The organism is Blastococcus sp. TF02A-30 (genome assembly GCF_003319185.1).
Classification (GTDB): Bacteria; Actinomycetota; Actinomycetes; order Mycobacteriales; family Geodermatophilaceae; genus Blastococcus.
The window spans coordinates 472401-490582 of the sequence record NZ_QOHJ01000001.1 but is presented as its reverse complement, the minus strand read 5'-3'; the positions used below and the strand labels follow the sequence as shown (position 1 = coordinate 490582).

At 73.7% G+C, this 18182-nt stretch carries 15 protein-coding genes, 1 tRNA gene and 1 pseudogene; 15 read left to right on the top strand and 2 right to left on the bottom strand.

The window, feature by feature from the left end; all coding sequences use genetic code 11:
- The first annotated feature begins 30 nt into the window (after window positions 1-30).
- On the top strand, window positions 31-1371 hold the full coding sequence (locus DQ241_RS02310) for an MFS transporter (RefSeq protein WP_113828518.1): 1341 nt from the start codon (window positions 31-33) through the stop codon (window positions 1369-1371).
- Here the strand turns inward: DQ241_RS02310 and dcd are convergent.
- Window positions 1343-1927 carry a dCTP deaminase gene (gene dcd / locus DQ241_RS02305; RefSeq protein WP_113828517.1) on the bottom strand — a complete coding sequence of 195 codons (585 nt, stop codon included), beginning with the start codon at window positions 1925-1927 and terminating at the stop codon, window positions 1343-1345. The genes DQ241_RS02310 and dcd overlap by 29 nt on opposite strands.
- Window positions 1928-2105: 178 nt before the next feature.
- Between dcd and DQ241_RS21425 the strand changes: the two are divergent.
- The 7 genes and pseudogenes from DQ241_RS21425 to DQ241_RS02265 all read left to right on the top strand — a co-directional run.
- Window positions 2106-3338 (top strand): annotated as a pseudogene (locus DQ241_RS21425) (S8 family serine peptidase); the annotation flags it as partial.
- Between the two features lie 214 nt (window positions 3339-3552).
- Window positions 3553-4833: an IPT/TIG domain-containing protein gene (locus DQ241_RS21420; RefSeq protein ID WP_370444369.1), complete on the top strand. Its 1281-nt coding sequence runs from the start codon at window positions 3553-3555 to the stop codon at window positions 4831-4833.
- A 158-nt stretch (window positions 4834-4991) separates the two neighbouring features.
- Window positions 4992-5561 carry a PAS domain-containing protein gene (locus tag DQ241_RS02285; protein ID WP_113828514.1) on the top strand — a complete coding sequence of 190 codons (570 nt, stop codon included), beginning with the start codon at window positions 4992-4994 and terminating at the stop codon, window positions 5559-5561.
- Between the two features lies 1 nt (window position 5562).
- Entirely contained in the window at window positions 5563-6525 is a 963-nt protein-coding gene (locus DQ241_RS21010) for a methyl-accepting chemotaxis protein (RefSeq protein ID WP_233492162.1), read from the top strand.
- 26 nt (window positions 6526-6551) lie between these two features.
- Window positions 6552-7865, top strand: coding sequence for an aminoglycoside phosphotransferase family protein (locus DQ241_RS02275; RefSeq protein ID WP_113828513.1), 1314 nt, complete (start codon window positions 6552-6554; stop codon window positions 7863-7865).
- Window positions 7856-7929 (top strand) — tRNA-Gly (locus DQ241_RS02270). Before DQ241_RS02275 ends, DQ241_RS02270 begins: the two co-directional genes overlap by 10 nt.
- Window positions 7930-8561: 632 nt before the next feature.
- Window positions 8562-9485: an FUSC family protein gene (locus tag DQ241_RS02265; RefSeq protein WP_158545858.1), complete on the top strand. Its 924-nt coding sequence runs from the start codon at window positions 8562-8564 to the stop codon at window positions 9483-9485.
- 441 nt (window positions 9486-9926) lie between these two features.
- On the opposite strand, the gene DQ241_RS02260 is transcribed toward DQ241_RS02265, so the two are convergent.
- Window positions 9927-11159 carry an ROK family transcriptional regulator gene (locus DQ241_RS02260; RefSeq protein ID WP_158545857.1) on the bottom strand — a complete coding sequence of 411 codons (1233 nt, stop codon included), beginning with the start codon at window positions 11157-11159 and terminating at the stop codon, window positions 9927-9929.
- A 298-nt stretch (window positions 11160-11457) separates the two neighbouring features.
- On the opposite strand from DQ241_RS02260, the gene DQ241_RS02255 reads away from it, so the two are divergent.
- The 7 genes from DQ241_RS02255 to DQ241_RS02225 all read left to right on the top strand — a co-directional run bounded on the left by DQ241_RS02255 (window position 11458) and on the right by DQ241_RS02225 (window position 17588).
- On the top strand, window positions 11458-12297 hold the full coding sequence (locus DQ241_RS02255) for an SDR family oxidoreductase (RefSeq protein WP_113828510.1): 840 nt from the start codon (window positions 11458-11460) through the stop codon (window positions 12295-12297).
- Window positions 12298-12302: 5 nt separating this feature from the next.
- A complete protein-coding gene (locus tag DQ241_RS02250; protein WP_113828918.1) occupies window positions 12303-13379 on the top strand; it encodes a class I mannose-6-phosphate isomerase in 1077 nt (358 codons plus the stop codon).
- Between the two features lie 33 nt (window positions 13380-13412).
- Window positions 13413-14312 carry an SDR family oxidoreductase gene (locus DQ241_RS02245; RefSeq protein ID WP_113828509.1) on the top strand — a complete coding sequence of 300 codons (900 nt, stop codon included), beginning with the start codon at window positions 13413-13415 and terminating at the stop codon, window positions 14310-14312.
- 73 nt (window positions 14313-14385) lie between these two features.
- Window positions 14386-15201, top strand: coding sequence for an alpha/beta fold hydrolase (locus DQ241_RS02240; protein WP_113828508.1), 816 nt, complete (start codon window positions 14386-14388; stop codon window positions 15199-15201).
- 14 nt (window positions 15202-15215) lie between these two features.
- The gene (locus tag DQ241_RS02235; RefSeq protein ID WP_199583988.1) at window positions 15216-15854 is read left to right on the top strand and encodes a DUF1345 domain-containing protein; all 639 of its coding nucleotides are present in this window, start codon (window positions 15216-15218) and stop codon (window positions 15852-15854) included.
- A gap of 40 nt (window positions 15855-15894) precedes the next feature.
- On the top strand, window positions 15895-16755 hold the full coding sequence (locus DQ241_RS02230; protein WP_113828507.1) for a sugar phosphate isomerase/epimerase: 861 nt from the start codon (window positions 15895-15897) through the stop codon (window positions 16753-16755).
- Window positions 16740-17588, top strand: coding sequence for an MIP/aquaporin family protein (locus DQ241_RS02225; protein WP_113828506.1), 849 nt, complete (start codon window positions 16740-16742; stop codon window positions 17586-17588). Before DQ241_RS02230 ends, DQ241_RS02225 begins: the two co-directional genes overlap by 16 nt.
- Window positions 17589-18182: the final 594 nt, after the last annotated feature.

The following is an 18182-nucleotide window of genomic DNA, read 5'->3' as shown; positions in this document are numbered from 1 at the left end:
CGGCGGCTGTGGCCCAGGCCACGGAGGACCATGGCCGGAGTGACCGGCACCGCCCCCGCCCAGGAAGCCCCCACCGCCCCGGCCAGGCGCGGGCTGGTCCTCATCGGCACCGCGATCGTGCTCACCGGGCTGAACCTGCGGACGGCGGTCAACTCGGTGGGCCCGGTGCTGGAGGAGATCGAGCAGGGACTGGGCCTGTCCAGCGCGCTGGCCGGGCTGCTCACGTCGCTGCCGGTGCTGTGCTTCGCCGCGCTGGGGTTCGCCGGCCCGCCGCTGACCGCCCGCTACCGCGACTCGCACGTGCTGGCCGGAGCGCTCGGCGCCATGGCGGTCGGCCTGGTGGTGCGGTCGCTGGCCGACGCGTTCCCGCTGTTCCTTCTCGGCACCGTCCTCGCGATGACCGGCGGCGCGCTCGGCAACGTGCTGCTGCCGAGCTTGGTCAAGCGCTACTTCCCGCACCGCACCGGGCTCATGGTCGGCGCCTACGGGACCGCGCTGAGCGCCGGCGGGGCGGTCGCGTCGGTGGCCACGCAGCCGATCGCCGAATCGGTGGGTGCCGACGGGTGGCGCTGGGCGCTGGGCGTGTGGACCGTGCTGGCCGCGGTCGGCGCGCTCGTCTGGCTGCTGGTCCCGGCCCGGCCGGGGGCCACCCGCGCCTCGCACACGGCCGTGCGCATGCGGCACCTGGTGCACAGCCGGCTGGCGCTCGCGCTGGCGCTGTTCTTCGGCCTGCAGTCCATGCAGGCCTACGTCATCGTCGGGTGGACCGCCCAGTACCTGCGCGACAGCGGCGTCAGCGCGCACACCGCCGGGCTGCTGCTGGGGCTGAACACGCTGGTGGTCATCCCGGTCAACGCCGTCGTCCCCGCGCTCACCGTGCGCGCGAACCTGCAGCGCCCGCTGCTCGGGTTCTTCCTCGGCTGCTACGCCGTCGGCTGGGTCGGCCTCTGGCAGGCACCGCAGACCGCGCCCTGGCTGTGGGTGACGCTGCTCGGCGTCGGCATGGGCACGTTCTCGATGGTGCTGACCCTGCTCGGGCTGCGGGCCCGCACCCCGGAGACGACGGCGGCGCTGTCCACCGCCGCCCAGGGCTGGGGCTACGTGCTGGCCGCCGGCGGGCCGCTGCTGGTCGGCGTCCTGCGGGGGGCGACCGGCGGCTACACCGGGATGTTCGTGCTGGCGCTGGCCGGCGTCGCCGGGCTGGCCGCGCTCGGCTGGGTGGTGACCCGCGACCGGTACGTGGACGACGAGGTGGAACGGTCCGTCCCGGGCTGGTCACCGGCCGGGCGGTGCACCGAGGTGCTGGAGGCCGCCGGCGCCGAGGCGCCGGTCAGCGCGCACGTCAGGGACGCCGGGTCTCCGCGCGGGTGAAGTTGCGGTAGGACCGCGACGGCGTCGGCCCGCGCTGGTCCTGGTACCGGGAGCCGTACACGGCCGAGCCGTACGGGTGCTCCGCGGCGCTGGTGAGCCGGAACAGGCACAGCTGGCCGATCTTCATGCCGGGCCACAGCGTGATGGGCAGGTTGGCCACGTTGGACAGCTCCAGCGTGATGTGCCCGGAGAAGCCGGGGTCGACGAAGCCGGCCGTGGAGTGGGTGAGCAGGCCCAGCCGGCCCAGGGAGGACTTGCCCTCCAGCCGGGCGGCGAGGTCGTCGGGGATGGACACGACCTCGAGCGTGGAGCCGAGCACGAACTCACCGGGGTGCAGCACGAACGGCTCGTCGCCCTCGGGCTCGACCAGCGTGGTGAGGTCGTCCTGCTGCTGGGCCGGGTCGATGTGGGTGTAGCGCGCGTTGTTGAACACGCGGAAGAACCGGTCGAGCCGGACGTCGATGCTGGAGGGCTGCACCAGCCCCGCGTCGTAGGGCTCGATGGCGAGCCGCCCGTCGGCGATCGAGGCCTTGATGTCGCGGTCGCTGAGCAGCATGGCGCGGAGTCTAGGGAACGGGGGCCGCCCTCCTTCCGGGTGAACCGGGCCAGCCCGGTCTCAACCGCCGTCCGGAAACCGCCGTTGCGAGCGGGAAGACGCCTGCCGGCGGCCCGGACCACGGGCCCACCGGCGCTCCCGGACGGACCGGGGCGGGGGTGTCCGGGGGACCCACCGGATGAAGAGCAAGCGGATCCAGGCGCTCGTCCTGGCATCGGCGGTCGCCGTGGGCTACGGCGGCGCCGCGGCCTGGACGGCGATGGCCACGCCGTCCCTCCCCGTCGTGAGCGACTGGGGCGACGGCGACGGCCTCACGCGTTACGTCGTCTCGGCTTCCACCGGCACCGTCACCGCCGACCTCCTGGCCGGGCTGCAGGACGTCGACGGCGTCGTGAGCGCCCAGCCGCTGAGCGACGGCCGGGCCCTGGTGGCCGCCGACGGGCTGGCGCCGCAGCACCTCACGGCCGTCCCGGGCGTGGCCGCCGCCGAGTTCGACACCACCGTCGAGGTCGCCGGCGCGCTCACCGATCCCTTCGTCCCCCAGTACGGCTGGCACCTGGACAACACCGGGCGCAACGCCTACCAGCAGGCGCAGGTCACGCCGGACGCCGACACCGACGCCCCCGACGGCTGGGACACCACCACCGGCGAGGGCATGGTCGTCGCGGTCATCGACACCGGCTACGACTCCGACCACCCGGACATGGCCGGCGCGCTGTGGACCAACCCGGCCCAGCCCTGCGGCACCGCCGACACCGACGGCAACGGCAAGCCCGGCGACTGCCACGGCTGGAACTGGTACGCCGGCAGCGCCGACATCGACAACGGCGGCTACGGGGAGCACGGCGCATCGGTGTCGGGCACCGTCGGCGCCCGCGCGAACAACGGCCAGGGCCTGGCCGGAGTCGCGCCCGGCGTCCAGATCATGCCGCTGGTCATCGGGGGCGGGCGCAACGTGAGCGTCACCGCCGGCGCGGAGGCGATCCGCTACGCCGTCGACCACGGGGCCGACGCCATCAACGCCTCGTGGGGCGGCGCCTTCTCCGGTCCGGCGCTGGACGTCCTCCGCTCCGCGGTCGCCTACGCCGCCGCGCACGACGTGCTCTTCGTGACCGCGGCCGGCAACGACAGCGGGAACCGCGACACCAGCCCGGTGTACCCGGCCAGCCTGACCGAGTGGAACGTGATCACCGTCGGCTCCTCCACCGCCGCGGACACCGTCAGCGACGTCTCCGGCTACGGCGCCACCTCGGTCGACCTCTTCGCACCGGGCACGCTGATCGCGTCGATCACCAACACCGGCGGCTACGGGCTCTCCAGCGGCACGTCGCTGGCCTCGCCGATGGTGGCCGCGGCCGTGGCGCTCTACAAGGCGGCGAAGCCGACGGCCACCGCGGCGGAGCTGCGCGCGGCCCTGCTGGCCGACGTCGACCCGGTCCCGGCCCTCGCCGGGAAGTCGGTCACCGGTGGCCGGCTGACCCTGGGGCACCTGACCTCCGACCCGTCCCAGACGGTGCAGTACGCCTTCAGCGCCATGACCGCACGCGCGGGGACCGCCTCGCCCGTCGTCGGCACTCACCGACGTGGTGGGCACGGGCGACTACTCCGTCGAGCTCGGCCTCGGCATGGAGTTCGAGGGCGAGATCTGGGCCCTCGCCGACAAGCCGGTGACCCTCGAAGGGACGACGCTGCCCACCGACGACTCCGGGACCGCCGTCTTCGACCTCGGCACGCACGCCGACCTGGACGGCATCGGCCTGTCGCCGTCGATGCCCCTGGGCGACGGCCGCTACGTGCTCACCGTCCAGCTGTACCGCGACGGCCAGCCGGTGGGGCGCACGCACGCGGCGCCGCTCCTCGTGGGCTCCGCGGTCCCGACGCCGGGCTCGTCCGGCGGCACCAGCCCCGGCGGCACCAGCCCCGGCGGGACGGCGCCGGGCGGCACCGCCCCCGGTGGCAGCACCCCCGGGAGCACCGCCCCGGGCGGCACGAGCCCCGGCGGCAGCACCCCTGGCGGGACGACGCCCGGCGGCAGCACCCCTGGCGGGACGACGCCCGGCGGCACGACGCCCGGCGGCACGGCACCGGGCGGGACGGCACCGGGAGGCACCTCCCCCGGTGGCACCACCCCGGGGACGACGGCGCCCAGCACTCCGGGGACGCCGACCGCGCCGGGCGGCACCGCGCCCGGGGGCACCGCGCCCAGCACGCCGGGCGCCACCGCGCCCAGCACGCCGGGGACCACCGCCCCCAGCACCCCCGGGACCACCGCACCCGGGACGCCGGGCACCGGCGGCGGCACGCCCGCACCGACCGGTCCGGGCAACGGCACCACCACGTACCCCTCGGTGGGCGAGTTCCGGATCACGTCGCTGAGCCCGAACACCGTCGACGTCGCCGGCGGCACGCTGGTGACGATCACCGGGACGGCGCTGCCCGCGGGGGCCAAGGTCCGCGTCGGCACCAGCGCCGCGGCCACGGTGGTCAGCGCCAGCAGCACGCAGGTCGTCTTCCGGGCGCCCGCCCGCGTGGCCGGCGGCTACGACGTGACCGTGTTCGCTCCGGACGGGCGGTCGACGGTGCTGAGCAGCGCCCTGACCTACGTCGCCGGCAGCGCCTCACCGGGCGGGACCGCGCCGGGTGGCACCACGCCCGGTGGCACCACGCCCGGTGGGACGGCTCCCGGCGGGGCGACCCCCGGCGGCTCCGCACCGGGCGGGACCTCTCCCGGTGGCAGCACGCCGGGCGGGACCACCCCCGGTGGCGGCTCAGGGGCCGCACCGGCCGCCCCGGTGGAGCGCACCGGCCCCTCGGGCGAGCGGCTGGTGCGATCGGCGCGGTTCGCCGCGCTGGGCTCCATCTGGTCGCTGAGCTGCACGTCGTCCTGCACGGGGCGTCCGATCTGACGCCCCTCCGGCGCCGCTGACGGCGCACCCCGAGGCCACCGCGCCCCGTCCGACTTCCCCGTGCGGACGGGGCGCGGTGTCGTCCGCGACACGGTGCCGTCCGGAACCGCGGCTGCCGATGACTCCCGGAGACACCGTCGTCCCCCAGGAGGAGTTCCGTGCTCGACACCCGGCCGGCAGCCCGCGGCGCCCGCTCGGTCCCCCGACCGACCGGCGTCGAGCGGACCTTCGCCGCCGACGAGCTGATCGTCTCCAAGACCGATCCGCGCGGCGTCATCACCTACGCCAACGACGTCTTCCTGCGGGTCAGCGGCTACGACCTCGACCAGGTCCTCGGGCAGCCGCACAACCTCATCCGGCACCCCGACATGCCGCGCGCGGTGTTCAAGCTGCTGTGGGACACCCTGGCCGCCCGCCAGGAGGTGTTCGCCTACATCGACAACCTGGCCGCCGACGGCGGGCACTACTGGGTGCTCGCGCACGTGACGCCGTCCTACGGGGCCGACGGCGCCGTCGTGGGCTACCACTCCAACCGCCGCCGACCCGCGCGCTCCGCCGTCGAGAGGGTCCGCCCGCTCTACCAGCGGCTGCTGGCCGAGGAGCGCCGGCACCCCAACGCCAGGGCGGCCGTCGAGGCGTCGTCCCGGCTGCTGGGCGAGCTGATCGCCGAGCAGGCGCAGTCCTACGACGACTGGATCTGGTCGATCATCAACGACGAGGAGCACTGAGGTGGGCATCCGCAGGGGCACGGGCGGAGCGCGCTCCGACGCCGAGGAGCTGGCGGTCTACCGGGCGTTCGTCCGGCAGCTGACCCGCACCTGCGAGGCGGCCGCCGCGGGTGACCTCGAGGCGCGCAGCGCCGCGCCGGAGGGTGCCGCCGGCATCCCGGAGCTCGTCGCCCTGCACCACGGCGTCAACCGCGTCCTGGACGTCTCCGACGCCTACGTGCGGGAGTCCTCGGCCGCGCTGACCACCGCCGCCGAGGGCCGCTTCCACCGGCGGCTGCTGCTCACCGGGCTGCGCGGGGCCTTCCGCAAGGGCGCCACCGACATCAACGCGGCCCGCGGGGCCATGCAGGAGACCGCGGGTCGCGTCACCGAGGCGCAGAGCTCGCGGCTGCGGCTGGCCGACGAGTTCGAGTCGGTCGTGCTGGCCATGTCCGAGCAGGTGGCGACGGCGTCCACCGAGATGAGCGCGTCGGCCTCCGGCCTGACCCAGGCGGCGTCCGCGGCCAGCACCGAGGTGGGCACCGCGCGGGACACCATCTCCTCGCTGACCCGCTCGTCGGCCGAGATCAAGGAGATCATCGCCCTGATCGACTCGGTCGCCGCCCAGACCCGCCTCCTGGCCCTCAACGCCACGATCGAAGCAGCGCGCGCGGGCGAGGCGGGCAAGGGCTTCGCCGTCGTCGCCTCCGAGGTCAAGGACCTCGCCGACCAGACCGGCCGCGCCACCGAGCGGGTCACCGCGCAGGTGGAGCAGATCCGCCAGGCGTGCGAGGACGTCGCCGCGGTCATGGCCGGCGTGGGCTCCACGGTCACCGACATGAACGGCCTGGTCGACGGGATCGCCGCGGCGGTCGACGGCTCGGCGTCCCTCGGCGCCGACGGCTCGGACGTCACAGGGCTGTCCCAGATGGCCGAGCGGCTGCGCTCGGAGGCGATCGGCTTCCTGGCCGAGATGCGCCGCTGACCTCGCGCACCGGCCACCATGGTCGGGTGCCGGCCGCCGTCCTCGACCTGCTCCTCGGGCCCGCCGCGGAGCAGCTCTGGACGGGCTTCCTCACCACCCGCGGCGGCCGGCTGCTGCGGCTCCGGCCGGGCGGGGCGGCGCTGCAGCCCGACGGCGGCGCCACCGTCCGGTACGCGGCCGACGTCGCCTGGTCGTACGGCCGCACGACGGCGGAGGTCCTGGTCGCGGCCACGGGCAGCCGGATCCCCGCCGGCGCCACCGTGCGCGAGGCCGCGGGGCCCGGCGGTTCGTCGGTGCCCGTCGCCGTCTGGCGCTGCCCGGACGACCCCGGGCTGCCCGCGCTGGCCTGGGCGGCCCGGCGGAGCGGGGCGCGGGAGCACCTGACGGCCCTGGGGATCACCGCCGAGGTGCGGGCGGTCCGGCTCCGCTCGTACCGGCCGGGACGGCGAGCCGTGGTGGAGGCGGTCACGACGGCGGGCCCGTTCTTCGTCAAGGTCGTCCCGCCGGGCGGCGTCGACCGGCTGGTCGCGGCGCACGCGGTCCTCGCCGGGGCGGTCCCGGTCCCGCCCGTCCTCGCGGCCACCGACGACGGCGCCGTCGTCCTCCCCGCCCTGCCCGGGACGCCGGCGCGGGAGCTCCTCCTCGGCCGCGCCCACGGCCGCCTGCCGGACCCCGCGGCGCTGGACGGGCTCCTCGACGCGCTGCCCCAGGCCACCTGCCGGCTCCCCCGGCGGGGCCGGCGCGCGCCCGGCGACGCGCTGGCGCGCGCGGGGCAGCACGCCGCGGTGCTGCGCGCGGTGCTCCCCGCGCTCGGCCCGCGCCTCGACGCCCTCACCGCCGTGCTCGCGGCGGCGGACCCCGGCGAGCACCCGGTGGTGCCGGTCCACGGGGACCTCTACGAGTCCCAGCTGCTGGTGGACGGCGGCGCGGTGGTCGGGCTGCTCGACGTCGACACCGCAGGCGGGGGGCACCGCATCGACGACTGGGCGACGGTGCTGGCGCACCTGGACCTGCTGGAGTCCCTCGCACCCGCCGCCGGCCCGGTCACCACCTGGCGGGCTCTCGTCGAACGGCACGTCCTCGACCGCTGGCCGGCCGGGCAGCTGCGCCCGCGTGTGGCCGCGGTCCTCCTCGGGCTGGCCACCGGGCCGTTCCGCGTGCAGCAGCCCGGCTGGCCGGAGCGCACCGCGGCTCGGGTCGCGCTGGCGGAGGGCTGGGCACGAGCGACCCGGGCGCTCGCCGCGGACGACGGGCCGTGTACTGTCACCCCGACCGCTCCACCGTCCCCAGGACGCGACCTGAGCGCGAAAGCGCAGGTCAGAGCGGCAACGCGGGTGTAGTTCAATGGTAGAACATCAGCTTCCCAAGCTGACAGTGCGAGTTCGATTCTCGTCACCCGCTCCACGTAAAGCTGCAGGTCAGGCCGCCTATTCAGTCTTCCAATGGATTACTGAAGACCGTCTCGATGACCCGTAGCAGCCCCCTATGACCCTTGGTTTTCCGCCCCGTAGGTCATGGATAGGTCACGCCGAGGGTCTGACCGCGCAGGTGAAAAGCTCGTTTGGCGGCATGACCGAGCCGTGACCAACATCGGTCACACCCCCGGCTCCCGAACCCGACCGCGTTCGCGTTCGCGTTCGCAGTGACGACACCCGTCCCCCATCCCCGCGGGAGCCTCTCCGACTGCACCGGCCGCCGGAAGGGCGCTGCGCGTCCCTGCGGGATGGGCCTCCGGCCCACCCTTCCCCCGGCGCTGCGCAGTCAGAGGAGAGCTGGTTATGGGGAAGCGGGGTGCACAGTGGGCTGATTGTCGACGTCTTGCCGTTGCACTTCCGGGACGGTGAGCCGACCCTGCGCTGACCGGTCTTGGGGAACGGCCTGCCATGCTGGCGCCTCGAATGTCGAGGGGCTCTGGTGAGTAGTACGGCGGTGCTGGCGGCCACGCTATGGGTGATCTTGTGCCAAGTGGTTTCTGCCGGCCGCGGGTACCGACCGCGGTCATGACCAATCGTCGCTCGCCAGGCTGGCGGGCTGCCGTGAGAACGCCGCCGCTGCTCCGCGACACCGTCCGCGCCGGACGCCCCTGCACCGTGGCGCAGCGGGTAGCCGGCGCGCTGCCCACGGTGCTGCAGTGTGGGCTGGCCAGTGCCGTCGCCTGGTGGGTCGCGGAGGCCTTGCTCGGTCATGCCCAGCCGGTCTTCGCCGCCACCTCCGCCGTCGTCTGCCTCGCCGCCGGCACCGGCGGACGCGCTCGGCAGGCGGTCGACCTGCTCGCGGGGGTCCTGGTCGGCGTGCTCGTCGGCCAGGTGGTTCGCGTCGTGCAGGCAGAACCCGGGACGCTGACCACGCTGGTCGCCGTCACCGCCGCTCTGCTGGCCGCCTCACTCCTGGACACCCGCACCCTCGCGCTCATCCAGGCCGGCGCTTCGGCGCTGTTCGTGCTCACCCTTCCGCCGGTCGAGACGCCGTTCGTCCGGTTCCTCGACGCCGCGGTCGGTGGCGCGCTCGGCCTGCTGGCGAGCCAGGTGCTGTTCACTCCGGACCCGGTGCGGCTGGTCCGCGGCCCCGCCCGCGCCGTCCTCGCCGACGTCGCCGCCGCGCTGCGCGCCGCCGACCCCGACCACGCCCGCGAGCATGCCCGGCAGGCGGTCGCCGGCCTCGGCGACCTGGCCACCGCCCGCAGCACGGCTTGGGCGGTCGCCGCGCGCACCGTCCGCGGCCGGCTGCGCGCCGACCGGCTGGCCTGCCTGGACCGCGACCTCACCGACATCGACGTCCTCGGCGCGGCCGCCCTGCTGCACGCTCCGGGCCGGCGCGGCCTGCCTCCCGGGCTCGCCGACGACGTGGCCGCGGCCGCCGACGCGCTCGGCGAACCCGGCGGCCGGGCCGGCGAGCTGCTGCGCCGCGTCGTCGCCGGCCTCACCGGCCCGGACGGTTCGGCGCGCCGAATCCCCGGCTGATCATCCCGGCACGGGGGCGTAGATCGATCGGCCTCAACAGTGAAGACGACGATGATGATGCAGGTCGGCTACAAACTCGCCACCGAGGCTGCCCTCCCGAGGAGATCGTCCGGCTGACGATCCGCTGCGGGACGACGGACGACGGACGGCGTCTCCCCCGGCAGCCTTCGGTGCGTCGGTAGCCGTACTGCTGCGGGACGATGGCCACGCTGAACGTGGTGGTAGGCGAGGGTTGGAGTGTCCGCGTTTGAAGCAGCCCACTGACCGTCGGCCCGAGCGGGTGGAGCGTGCGTGTCGGCGCGCGGGCGTCGTCGGCTCGGCCGGACGACGCAGTCCCGGTCGGTTGCCCTGGGGATCGCCGGGTGTGGTGGCAGGCTGTGGTTCTACGCCAGCCCACCTGAGGGAACCACCGCCGCGGGTCGTCGCATCCCTGCGACACGGTCAGGCGTCCAGCATCACCGCGGCGACGGCGCCCATCACCGGGGCGCGGACGCCGAGCTCGGCCGCGACGACCTCGACGTCGGCCGCCGCGGAGCTCATCGCCTCCTCGTCGAGGGCGCGGCGCAGCGGGTCCAGCAGGAGCGATCCGGCGTCGGCGAGCTCACCGCCGATGACAGCCAGCTGCGGGTCGAGCAGGTCGCAGACGGTGGCGAGGGCACGCCCGATGCCGGTGCCGGCCCGGGTGAGCGCCCGCCGGGCGGCGCCGTCGCCGTCCCGCGCGGCCGCGACGACCGTGGCCAGCGTGGCGTCCGACGGCGCGTCCGGGAGCGCGGCCAGCAGCGCCGGACCGCCGGCGACCGCCTCGAGACAGCCGCGCTTGCCGCACGCGCACCGCGGGCCGTCCGGCTCCACCACCAGGTGGCCGATCTCCCCGGCCGTGCCACCGGTGCCGCCGTGCAGCCGCCCGCCGAGGACGAGGCCGGCACCGATGCCGGTCGACACCAGGACGTGGACGACGTCGGCCCGGCCGCGGGCGGCGCCCCACACCCACTCGCCGAGCGCACCGAGGTTGGCGTCGTTGTCCAGGTGCACCCGGACTCCGGAGGGCAGGCCCAGCGCGTCGGCGACCGCGACGCGGCCGGCCACCGGGATGGTCAGCCAGGCCGGTCGCCCCCGGCCCCCGGGAGCCGGGCGCCGGACCAGCCAGGGCAGACCTACGCCCACCGCGGCCAGCGCGTCCACGCCGATCCCGGCCTTGCTCAGCACCTCCCGCACGACGACCGCAGTGCAGCCGAGGACGTCCCCCGGCGCCAGGCCCGCGGGCAAGACGGCCTCGTGCTCGGCCACCACGGTGTGCGCCGCGTCGACGAGGAGCACGCGGGCGTGGCGCTGGCCGACGTCGACGCCGAGCACGACCCCGGCCGCGCGCGACAGGCTCACCAGCGTGGCCGGGCGCCCTCCGCTCGGCCCGACCGGGGCCGCAGCCCCCTCGACCTCCACGGCCAGCCCGTTGGACAGCAGCTCCGCGACCAGGGCCGACACCGTCGACGGGGCCAGGGACGTGCTCCGCGCCAGCTCGGCGCGCGAGGACGGCCCCCTGCGCCACAGCGCACCGATGACGTGGTCGCGCGCGCTCCGGCGCTCGGGCGACGTCGCCGTGGCAGCGCCGGGTAGGGCGGCCGGAGTGGGCGGCAGCATCCCGCCCACTCCGCCCACCGGCTCGGTCCTCGCCATCCCTCGCCACTCTGCTCCTGCACCCACCGCGACACACCCGCCCCGGCAACGACACACCCGCCCTGGCAACGACACGCCCGTCCGGCTACGACACGCCGAAGTTCCGTCGAAATCGGCGGAAGCAGGTTCAGCGCGGCCCGTCAACGGGCACGGCAGCGTCCAGCCGGCCCTCCCGAGCTCCCAGCACCGGAGCGTCCCTCCGGCGGCCGACCGCGGGACACCCCCGTCCCCGGCCGGCAGGACCCTGCAATGCCGCGGATCCAGCGCATTTCCATCCGTCCAGATCCTGGAGGATCGCATGAGCCAGCCCCAGCAGCAGCAAACCCCGCCCGGCACCACCGGGCAGATGGACCCCAAGCCCGACCACGGCGAGCAGAGTTACCGCGGCTGCGGCCGCCTGACCGGCAAGAAGACGGTCATCACCGGGGCCGACAGTGGCATCGGCAAGGCTGTCGCCATCGCCTACGCCCGTGAGGGCGCCGACGTGCTCATCGCCTACCTGGACGAGCACGAGGACGCGCAGGACACCCAGAAGTGGGTTGAGGAGGCCGGGCAGCAGGCGGTGCTCGTGCCCGGTGACCTGCAGGACCCGAAGCACTGCCGTCAGGTGATCGCCAAGGCGGTCGAGGAATTCGGTCGCATCGATGTTCTGGTGAGCAACGCCGCATTCCAGATGAGCCGGGACACGATCACCGACATCCCGGACGAGGAGTGGGACCGGACGATCGCGACGAACCTGTCGGCGTTCTTCCACCTGACGAAGGCCGCCGTGCCACACATACCGTCGGGTGGTTCGATCATCGGCACCACGTCGGTGAACTCCGACGCCGCGCCGCCGAACCTGCTGCCCTACGACGCGACGAAGGCCGGCATCGCCAACATGTGCGGTGCGCTCGCGCAGATGCTGGCCGGCCAGGGCATCCGGGCCAACAGCATCGCGCCCGGCCCGATCTGGACGCCGCTGATCCCGGCGACCATGACGCCGGAGATGGTGGAGAGCTTCGGCCAGGAGGTGCCGCTCAAACGGCCCGGGCAGCCGGTCGAGGTCGTACCCCCGTTCGTCATGCTCGCCTCCGACGAGGCCAGCTACATCTCCGGTGCCCGCATCCCGGTCACCGGCGGCCACCCGATCCTGTGACGGCGGTGCAGCTGTACCCACTGCGCCTGACCGCACCCGCGAAGCCGCTGGTGTTCGGCGGCCACGCGATCGCCCGCAACCTGGGCAAGACCGGTATCCCCGACTGGGGGATCGGTGAGACCTGGGAGTGCAGCGACGTCGACGGCATGGGCGGCGAGGTAACCAACGGCCCGCTGGCCGGCACGTCGCTGCGCGAGCTGGTGCAGCAGCACCCCGAGGAGCTGATGGGCCGCGGCTGGTCGGGGGAGTACTTCCCCGTCCTCGCCAAGTTCATCGACGCGACCGGCACCCTGCCGGTGCACTTGCACGCCGACGACGAGACCGCTCAGCGACTCGAGGGCCAGGCCAACGGCAAGACCGAGGCCTGGCACATCCTGGCCGCCGCTCCCGGCGCCACCGCCCTGTGCGGCATCCGGGACGGCGTCAGCGCCGAGCAACTGCGCACGGCGCTCGAAGCCCAGAAATTCGACGCGGTGATGCGCCGGCTGCCGGTGCGCGCCGGGGAGACCATCTACGTCCCCGGCGGCACGCTGCACAGCTTCGGCCCCGACACCCTGGTCTACGAGATCGAGCAGACCTCGGACATCCAGCAGCACGCCATGCGCTGGCACATGGAGGACGGCTCCCCGGTCGACGACGAGGAGTTCACCGGCAACCTCGACATGCTGCTTCAGGAGATCAAATTTGATCCGAAGCCGGACTTCGGGCCCGGGGTGTCGGTGCGGGTCGACGACGGCGTGGAGCAGACCTTTCTCTGCACCGGCCCGTACTTCGCCCTGGAGCGGTGGCGGGCCGGGACGGCGGCACCGATCCGGCGCCGGTTCGAGACCGCGCAGATCCTCAGCAATGTCGGCGCACCGGTGACGGTGACCGCGGGGGCCTGGTCCGAGGAGCTCGGCCGCGCCGACTCGCTGCTGCTGCCGGCCTGTCTCGGGACGGTCGAGGTCACCGGCCCGGCCGACGTCCTCTTCGGCTACCTGCCCAACCTCGACCGCGACGTCCGCCATCCCCTAACCGAGGCCGGCTACGGCCCGGCGGTCATCGTCACCCTCGGCGAGGGGCTGGAGACCGCCGCCACCTGACCAGCCCGACCACCCACCACCGGAGGAGTTCCCATGCCCGACCAGTACACGATGCAGGACCCGACCAAGCAGTACCCCGGCCCCAGCGAGGACTGGGCCCAGACCCAGGAGGGCCCGGGCCTGGAGCAGCAGATGCCGACCAAGCCCGACGCCGGCGAGGAGACCTACCGCGGCTCCGGACGGCTGGCCGGGCGCAAGGCGATCGTCACCGGCGGCGACAGCGGCATCGGCCGGGCCACCGCGATCGCGTTCGCCCGCGAGGGCGCCGACGTGCTCATCGTCCACCTGCCCGAGGAGCAGGCCGACGCGCAGGAAGTCGTCGCGCTGATCAAGGACGCCGGGCGCACCGCGGTCAACCTCGCCGGGAACCTGACCGACGAGTCGTTCTGCCAGCAGGTCGTACAGACCGCCGTCGACCAGCTCGGCGGGGTCGACATCCTGGCCAACATCGCCGGCAAGCAGCAGTATGTCGAAGACATCGCCGACCTGACCACCGAGCAATTCGACGAGACCTACAAGACCAACGTCTACGCACTGTTCTGGCTGTGCAAGGCGGCAATCCCACACATGCCTCCCGGTAGCACGATCATCAACACCGCCTCGCTGGAGGCCTATCAGCCGATGCCCATCTTGCTGGACTACGCCTCCACCAAGTGGGCGATCAACGGGTTCACCAAGGCCCTCGCCCAGCAGGTCGTCAAGAAGGGAATCCGGGTCAACGCCGTCGCGCCCGGCCCGGTGTGGACCCCGCTGGAGGTATCCGGCGGCCAGCCGCCGGAGGCGCTCAAAAGCTTCGGCGCCAGCGAGTCGCCGATGGGCCGGCCGGCCCAGCCGGCGGAGATGGCACCGGTGTTCGTGTTCCTGGCCAGCCCGGAGTCCAGCTACGTCAGCGGCGAGACGCTGGCCGCCACGGGCGGCGTGCCCACGCCCTGATGGCGGACGGCGGCCAGCGTGGGGCCTGGATGATCCGTCTAGGCCCTGCACACCGCGACGGAAAGGAAATCTGATGCCCACCGTGACCACGAACGACGGAGTGCAGCTGCACTACGAGGAACGGGGCAGCGGCCGGCCGCTGGTGTTGCTGCACGGCTGGACGTTCAGCGGCCGGTTCTTCAACCGCAACGTCGACGCGCTGGCTGCTGACGCCCGAGTCATCACGGTCGACCTGCGCGGACACGGTGACTCGGCCAAGCCCGAGCACGGATACCGGGTGGCCCGGCTGGCGCGCGACCTGTTCGACGTCCTGGAGTCCCTCGACCTGCGCGAGGCCACCGTGCTCGGCTGGTCGCTGGGCTGCCCGGTGATCTGGAGCTACTACGAGCTGTTCGGCACCCACCGCTTGGCGCAGGCAGTGTTCGTCGAGCAGACCCCGCGGCAGTACATCGGCGTGGACTGGCCGTGGCACCACGCCCAGTCCTTCGACGATGCCGCGCTCGCCGCGATGCAGGCCCAGGTCGCCGCCGACCCGGCCGGCCAGGACCGCCAGCAGCTGCAGACCATCATGCTCGGCGAGCCGACCGACGCCGAGCGGGAGCTGTTCCTGGCCGAGATGGCCAAGTGCCCGCCGCGGGTGCGCAACGCGGTGATGGCCGACCACACCCGCCACGACTGGCGCGACCTGCTGCCCACCCTGGACCTGCCCACGCTGGTGTGCGTCGCCCGCCAGGACCGGGTGTTCGACTGGCGCGGCCCGGCCTGGGTCGGGGAGCACGTGCCCGGCGCACGGACGGAGTTCTTCGAGCAGAGCAGCCACGCGCTGATGCTCGACGAGCCGGACCGGTTCAACGAGGTGGTCGCCGGCTTCCACGCCGAGACCCGGTGACCGGAGCTGGCGGCGTGCGGGAACGCCAGGAGGTGGACTCCTGGAAGCAGGTCCTGGTCTCCGTGGCCGTCGGCGTCGGAGTCGGCGTGCTGGCCGCCCGGTGGTCCCCGCCGGTGCTGTGGCCACTGGTGACCTGGAGCGCGACCGCCGCCGTCTACCTGGTCTGGGTCTGGCACACCAGCTGGCCCTGCGACGCGGAGCGGACCCGCCGGCTGGCCCGCCGCGAGGACCCCTCTCGCAAAGGCACCGACCTCTTTCTCATGGTGGCCTCGGTGATCAGCCTCGGCGCGGTCGCGGTGGCGCTGACGGGGTCCACCAGCGGGCAGATGGGAACCCGTGCGCTCAGCATCGCCTTGGGCCTGCTCACCATCGTGCTGTCCTGGGGCCTGATCAACACGGTCTTCGCCCTCACCTACGCGCGCCAGTACTACGAAGCGGGCGGAGGGATCGACTTCAACACCGAGGACCCCCCTGCCTACAGCGACTTCGCCTACCTGGCGTTCAGCGTGGGCATGGCGACCGGCGTCACCGACACGTCCACCCAGAGCACCGCGATCCGCCGGACGGCCCTGGCCCACCAGCTGCTGTCCTACCTGTTCGGCACCGGCATCCTCGCCGTCGCCGTCAGCCTGGTGCCGAACCTGGCGCCCTGACCGTTCCCGACCGCTCCCACCGCCGAGGAGGCCGTCACCCATGAGCGACCCGCAGACCCTGCCGTTCCCCTACGGCGTCAACCAGTTCACCACCCTGCCCTGGTCCTTCGAGGACGACGTGCGGAACTACGCCCGCCGCGGCGTCCAGGCCATCGAGCTGTGCGAGATCAAGCTCGACGACGCCCGGCGGGACGAGCAGCTCGCGCTGCTGGCCGACTCCGGCCTGACCGTCAGCTCGGTGCAGCCGAAGGTGCGCACCGTCGTCGCCAGCGCCGGGCAGCCCGAGCCGAAGGGCCGGGAGGACCGGCTGACCGACATCGAGCGCAGCATCCGGGAGCTCGCCCCGCACGCCCCGGGTGCGGCCTTCGTCACCAACACCGGCCCGCCGCCCGGCAACGGAAACATCGCCGACGCGATCGCCCAGACCGTTGCCGATCACCGGCGGCTGGCCGCGGTGGCCACCGACTCCGGGGTGCGGATCGCCCTCGAGCCACTCAGCCCGGTCTCGATGAACCAGGAGACCTCCATCTGGACCTTCCGGCAGGCACTGCACGTCGTCTCCGAGGTCGGGCGGGACGAACTCGGCATCTGCGTGGACCTGTGGAACCTGTGGCAGGACGGCGACCTGGTCAGCGACCTGCAGAGCGCGCCCGACCGGGTGTTCCTGCTGCAGGTCAGCGACTGGCGCACCCCCCGCTCGGGGATGGACCGGCGCAGCGTGGGAACCGGCGAGATCCCGACCGGCCGGCTCCTGCACGCCGTGTACGACGCCGGCTACCGCGGACCGTGCGTGGTGGAGATCTTCAGCCAGAACGTGCCGGACTCCCTGTACGACGGCGACCTGGACGCGCTCGTCCGGGACAACCGCACCGCCCTGGAGCAGGCGTGGCGGACCGGGTGAGCAGCGGCGGACGGACGGCTCGGCTACGCGGCGTCGTCCGCGAGGGGGTGGCCGCGCGGGCCGCCGTCGGTGGCTGGCACCCGGTCGAGTGGGGGTGCGAGTTCGCCGGGACGGCGCTGCAGCTCGGTGTCGCCTTCTGGCTGGTGGCCGCGCTGGAGAGCCCGCTGTCCCCGCTCAACTCCGCGATCCCCTGGCCGACGCTGCGGCTCATCCTCATCGGGCTGGGCATCGGGGCGCTGGCCTGGCTGGTGGCGCTCTCACCGCTGGGCCGGCGCAGCGGCGCCCACCTCAACCCGGCCGTCACCGTCGGGTTCTGGGCGCGCGGGGTCACCCACGTCCACGACCTGGCCGGCTTCGTCCTCGCCCAGTTCGCCGGCGCCACCCTCGGCGCGCTGGTCTTCGTGCTCACCGCCGACTCGTGGGCGCAGACCGCGGGATACGCACGCACCGAGCCCGCAGTGGGCCCGTATACGGCACTGGGCATCGAGGTGACGATCTCGTTCCTCCTGGTGCTGGCCATCCTGCTGTCCACGTCCTCGGAACGGATCCACCGCTGGACGCCGGCCGTCGCCACCCTCGCCCTCGCCGTCCTCATCCCGCTGGGCGGCCCACCGACCGGGGCGAGCATGAACCCGGCCCGCACGTTCGGCCCGGACCTGGTCGGCGGCAGCTTCCCCGCACTATGGGTCTACCTGCTCGGGCCGATCGCGGGAGCGCTGCTGGCCGCCACGGCCTTCCCGCTGCTGACCCGCGGACGGCGAGTGCTGACCGGCAAACTGCACCACGACCCGCGCTACCACAGCGTCCACGCCAACGCCCTCGGACCGCCCTGACCGGACAGCCCGTCCCCGAAGCTCGTCCGCAGGCATCGCACCATCGTCGGCCACCGGCAGGTTCACTGCGTGTCCTTTCCGAGCTGCCAGCGTGGCTCCAGTTCGGGTCACGCACGTAAAGGGATAGCTCCATGTGCTGCCGTAGTCACCTTGCTGGCTGCCCCGCAGGAGGAACCTTCAACGGGGAGCATCGCGGGACGACGCATGTGCCCCTCAGCCCCTGTTCCGCAAGACCCACCCGGTGAGCCGCCCCGTACGGGAGGACAACCGGGACAGCGCCTAGCCCGGGAAGCTGCGTCGACCGCCGGCCGCTCGACACACGTATCCGTCACCCACGCAGCCGCTGGTGACGGCGAACGGGTGCCCCCGCGAACCCAACGTCATGATCATCACGAACCGGCCAGACGGCATTTCGGAAGCAATCAATGACTGCCACCGAGAACCAGTAAGCGACTGTTACGACAGACTCCTTCTCGCAATGAATCACGTCCTGCCAAGACACCAAAGTCCTTCACCTAAGAACGGCACGAATGCTACCTTCGGAGGTAGGTCGGGCCCCGCTTCGCGGGGCCCAGTGGCGTTTCTAGGGGTGTC

Excerpts from the sequence above, each read along its gene's own strand:
- DQ241_RS02310 (WP_113828518.1), top strand. The coding sequence starts at position 31 with ATGGCCGGAGTGACCGGCACCGCCCCCGCCCAGGAAGCCCCCACCGCC.
- dcd (WP_113828517.1), bottom strand. The coding sequence starts at position 1,927 with ATGCTGCTCAGCGACCGCGACATCAAGGCCTCGATCGCCGACGGGCGG.
- DQ241_RS21420 (WP_370444369.1), top strand. The coding sequence starts at position 3,553 with ATGGAGTTCGAGGGCGAGATCTGGGCCCTCGCCGACAAGCCGGTGACC.
- DQ241_RS02260 (WP_158545857.1), bottom strand. The coding sequence starts at position 11,159 with ATGGCGAGGACCGAGCCGGTGGGCGGAGTGGGCGGGATGCTGCCGCCC.
- DQ241_RS02255 (WP_113828510.1), top strand. The coding sequence starts at position 11,458 with ATGAGCCAGCCCCAGCAGCAGCAAACCCCGCCCGGCACCACCGGGCAG.
- DQ241_RS02245 (WP_113828509.1), top strand. The coding sequence starts at position 13,413 with ATGCCCGACCAGTACACGATGCAGGACCCGACCAAGCAGTACCCCGGC.
- DQ241_RS02240 (WP_113828508.1), top strand. The coding sequence starts at position 14,386 with ATGCCCACCGTGACCACGAACGACGGAGTGCAGCTGCACTACGAGGAA.
- DQ241_RS02230 (WP_113828507.1), top strand. The coding sequence starts at position 15,895 with ATGAGCGACCCGCAGACCCTGCCGTTCCCCTACGGCGTCAACCAGTTC.